5 protein-coding genes are annotated in these 4082 nt (G+C 40.4%); all 5 read left to right on the forward strand.

Annotation, left to right across the window (positions count from 1 at the left end; genetic code table 11):
* Nucleotides 1–425, forward strand: a 425-nt coding sequence (locus tag QZZ35_RS09675) for a hypothetical protein (RefSeq protein WP_291237211.1), incomplete at its 5' end; no start/stop codon positions are given.
* Complete coding sequence (locus QZZ35_RS09680; protein ID WP_291237212.1) at nucleotides 422–2221, forward strand: hypothetical protein; 1800 nt, start codon at nucleotides 422–424, stop codon at nucleotides 2219–2221. The genes QZZ35_RS09675 and QZZ35_RS09680, both read left to right, overlap by 4 nt.
* A 236-nt stretch (nucleotides 2222–2457) precedes the next feature.
* Entirely contained in the window at nucleotides 2458–3270 is an 813-nt protein-coding gene (locus tag QZZ35_RS09685) for a hypothetical protein (protein ID WP_291237213.1), read from the forward strand.
* A 13-nt stretch (nucleotides 3271–3283) separates the two neighbouring features.
* On the forward strand, nucleotides 3284–3685 hold the full coding sequence (locus QZZ35_RS09690) for a hypothetical protein (RefSeq protein ID WP_291237214.1): 402 nt from the start codon (nucleotides 3284–3286) through the stop codon (nucleotides 3683–3685).
* 20 nt (nucleotides 3686–3705) lie between these two features.
* Nucleotides 3706–4082: hypothetical protein (locus QZZ35_RS09695; RefSeq protein WP_291237215.1), on the forward strand; the 377-nt coding region annotated here is incomplete at its 3' end.

Raw genomic sequence — 4082 nt, forward strand, 5'->3', positions numbered from 1 at the left:
ACAGGCGTAATGATACTGGTAGAAGCGTGTTCGATATTTTCTATGAGCATGGAATTATACTTACAAAAACGTCAAATGACCTGTTTTCAGGGTGTACAGGAATGAAAGAGTGGTTAAGAGTTTCAGAAGAAACAAAAAGACCTGCACTTACATTTCTGAAAGATACCTGTCCTAACCTGATAAGATGTTTGCAGAAAATACAAAAAGATAAGAATAAACCGAAAGTGTATGCTAAGACACCGCATGAATTGACACATGATGTTGATTCCCTGCGGTGTTTTTGCGTTTGGTGGGTTCGTTCCGCTGATAAAAAGAAAAATGTAAAGAAAAAGAAGTGGAGAGCGGACTTAATCGAGGACTATAGGAACGCAAGCAAGGAAATAAGGGCATTAATGATCAAAGAGCTTGGAGAACCAATGTTATGAAATGGTGGAAAAAGGCAATGAGAGCAATGGAAAAACCGGAAGAAAACAAAAAATTGAAAAAATGGCAAGGAAAGTTCGAAAATGCGAAATCAAAGTATCAGGATGAACTTGACCGCATGGAAATGCAGAAAAAATATTACATTGGTGATCGCCATGTAAAAGGAAATCCGAATAAAACAAGCGGTTATGCTTCAAAAATGTCTATAAACGTAAGAAATATCGTATATGAACTGATCGAAAGTCAGATTGACTCTTCAATTCCTATGCCAAAGGTAACAGCAATTCATGAAGAAGACAAAGATAAGGCAAAAATCATTGAGGATTTCATAAAAAATGAGATGAAATCACTTAATTTCAACATTCTGAATGATTTGCAGGAAAGACTTACCCCTATGCTTGGCGGTGATTTCCTTCTTGTTGAATGGAACAATCAGAAAGGATATCACTGTACGATAGGTGATTTGGACGTTTCCAATATTCACCCGAAACAGGTAATTCCGCAGCCTGGTATTACGGAAATAGACAAGATGGACTACATATTTATCCGTACAAGCCAGACAAAGGATTATGTAAAGCGGAGATTCGGAAAGGATGTTTCGGAAGAGGAAGAGACGGATAACGATATCCGAGAAGGAGTTACGTCTGATGATATTGTTACGGTGGTAACAGCATATTACAAGAATGAAAAAGGCGGTATCGGTCTATTCAGATGGTGCGGAGATGTCGTTCTTGAGGATATGGAAGATTATCAGGCAAGGAGAATTGAAGTATGCAAAGAATGCGGTACACCAAAAACAGGTGATATTTGCGAAAAATGCGGTTCAAAGAGGTTTGAAGTTAGAACTGATGATATGGAAACAGTAATTTTTGATGAAGGTGATTTATTTCAGAAAGAGATACAAATTCCATATTACAAACCTGATCAGTTTCCTCTTGTATTGCGGAAAAATATTTCCGTGTATGATAAATTGCTTGGTTGTTCTGACGTTGATGTAATTGAGGATCAGCAGGACACAATCAAGAAACTCGGTTCAAAAATAAATGAGAAACTGCTTAAGGGCGGTTCCTTTGTTACTCTCCCTTCGGATGTAGGAGTAGATACAACGGATGAAGAATTAAAGATAATTCGTATAGATAATCCTGCACAGAAGGCATTGATTGATGTAATTACTGCACAGGCAGATATCGGACAGGATAGGACAATGCTTGAAATGAACTATCAATGGGCGAAATCTGCTCTAGGTATCACTGATTCATACCAAGGAAAATATGATAGTTCTGCAACATCAGGTACGGCAAAGCAGTATTCCATTAATCAGGCGGCCGGACGTTTGGAATCTAAGAGAGTGATGAAGAATCAGGCATATGCACAGCTTTATGAATTGATGTTCAAATTTGCGCTTGCTTACGCGGATCAGCCTATACCAATCAATTCGCAGGGAAAAGATGGTGTTCAGGTATTTGCTCATTTCGATAAGATGGATTTCTTGAAAATGGATGCAGCTGGACAGTATTACTGGAATGATGAGTTCATTTTTGATACAGATCCTACATCAACACTTCTTACAAACAGAGAAGCAATGTGGAATCAGGCGGACTTAAAGCTTCAAAGCGGTGCATTCGGGCCTATTTCAGAACTTGAGACAAATTATCTGTATTGGCTTGAACAGGAGCGTAATGGCTATCCTAACGCAGGAGAAATAAAGAAAGAAATCGAAAGACGTATGGAAGAAAGAAAGAAGCAGGAAGCTATGATGCAGATGGGAGGTATGAACGTTGAAATGCCCAATATGTAATACAGAATCTGTAATCACTGACAGCAGGAATATTTTTTCCGTGTCAGAAGGAAAGCTTTACAGAGAAGCAGAGTTTTCGTGCAGGAATAAGAAATGCACAAATTTCGGAAAGTCTGTAGGTAAGACAAGGACGGAAGTTCCGGTAATTCAAGAATGATTAAAGTAAGCAACCGAACAGGTTGCTTTTTTAATGCAAAAAATTCGCAGGGAGAGCGCAAAAATCCAAGGAGGTATTTATGAAATTAAAGTACAATCTTCAATTCTTTGCAGATGATGATGCAACAAGCGTAGAAACACCGGATGTCGCTGACCCGGTAGAAGGTGAAGGAGATGTTCAAAGTGATGCTGGTACTGGTGATTCACAGGAAGGACAGCAGAGCGTTGAGCAGACTGTTGACATTAATGCTGTAGCGGCGGCTGCCAGAAGACAGGCAGAGGAAGCGGCAAGGGTGAAGCAGTCAAAGATTGATGCTGAATATGCAAGAAGATTCGGTCATTTAAGGAATCCTGAAACTGGCTTGCCAATTCAGACACAGGAAGATTATTTAGCCGCTATTGATGCGCAGGAAAAGCAGATTGCGGAAAACCAGCTTAAGCAGAGCGGTGTTGACCCTTCCATCATTAATCAGATGATTGCGAATAACCCGGCTATCAGACAGGCACAGGAGCTTATCGCACAGGCACATCAGAATGAGGTTATGAACCAGATAAACAATGATGTAGCTATGATTTCTCAGATGGACCCGTCAATCAAAACTCTTGGAGATGTTCCGCCGGAAGTAATTCAGCTCAGTATGTCAACAAACATGAGCATTGTAAATGCTTACAAGGTAATCAATTACGGAAAGGTTTCTAGTGCAAAACAGGAAGCCATCCAACAGGCTGCTATCAATCAGGCAAAAGGTAAACAACACATGACACCTATGAACGGTATTTCTACTCCAGAAACAGGTGTTGACATTCCCGACAGTGAACTTGCCATGTGGAAAGAAACATTCCCTGATAAGTCAATGGCAGACCTTAAGAAACTTTACAATGAAACACTTTAAGGAGGTATGAAAGATGTTTGAGTATTTGAGAAACGAAGATGGTACCAATGTACCCGTATGCAAAGAAGTAAAGGCAACTGCTGCTTCTTATGAGGTTGGTGATGCGCTTGTAGTTGATTCTTCTACTGGTCTTTTAAAGGCTTGTACAGGAACTACAAAACCGCAGTATATTTCCGCCGCTAAGAAGACAGTCACAGGAGGTGATGCACTGCTTGCTGTATATCCTGTTTTCGCAGGACAGGAATACAAGACACAGTTCAGTGCTGATGCATCTGCTGTGAAAGAAGGTAGCGCAGTGACGATTGATGCCACCGGTAAAAAGGTTACTGCTACAACCGCAAGCGGTGTATTCACGATCTTAGAGAAACTTGGAAGCGGCGCAGCTGGTACATATGTAATCGGCAAATTCATGTAATTAACAGGAGGTAAAGAGATATGGCAGTAGTATTTTCAAAGAACAGCGGACTTAATGACAGTCTGTGGAAACCTGTAGGACAGGTAATCAATGCAGTTATCAAGGATGCTGATAACGAGAAAACAGAGCATGACAAGCTCGTATCTTCTATTGCAGTAGAGAAGAAATCCAAAAAGTATGCTGAAAAGCAGACAGGTATCACTTCTCTTGCATCTTTCGATGTTGTCAAGGAAGGTGACAGAGCACCTATGGATGATATGCAGGAAACATTTCCTAAGCTTATCATTCACAGCGCATTTTCAAAGAGTGTTGCGCTCACAAAGGAAATGCTTGACGATGGTGACCTCGATTCCATGAAGACAACGGCGAAAAACCTTGTTCTTGGTTATAAGAGAAC

The sequence above is a fragment of the Frisingicoccus sp. genome (assembly GCA_016298055.1).
Classification (GTDB): Bacteria; Bacillota; Clostridia; order Lachnospirales; family Lachnospiraceae; genus Frisingicoccus.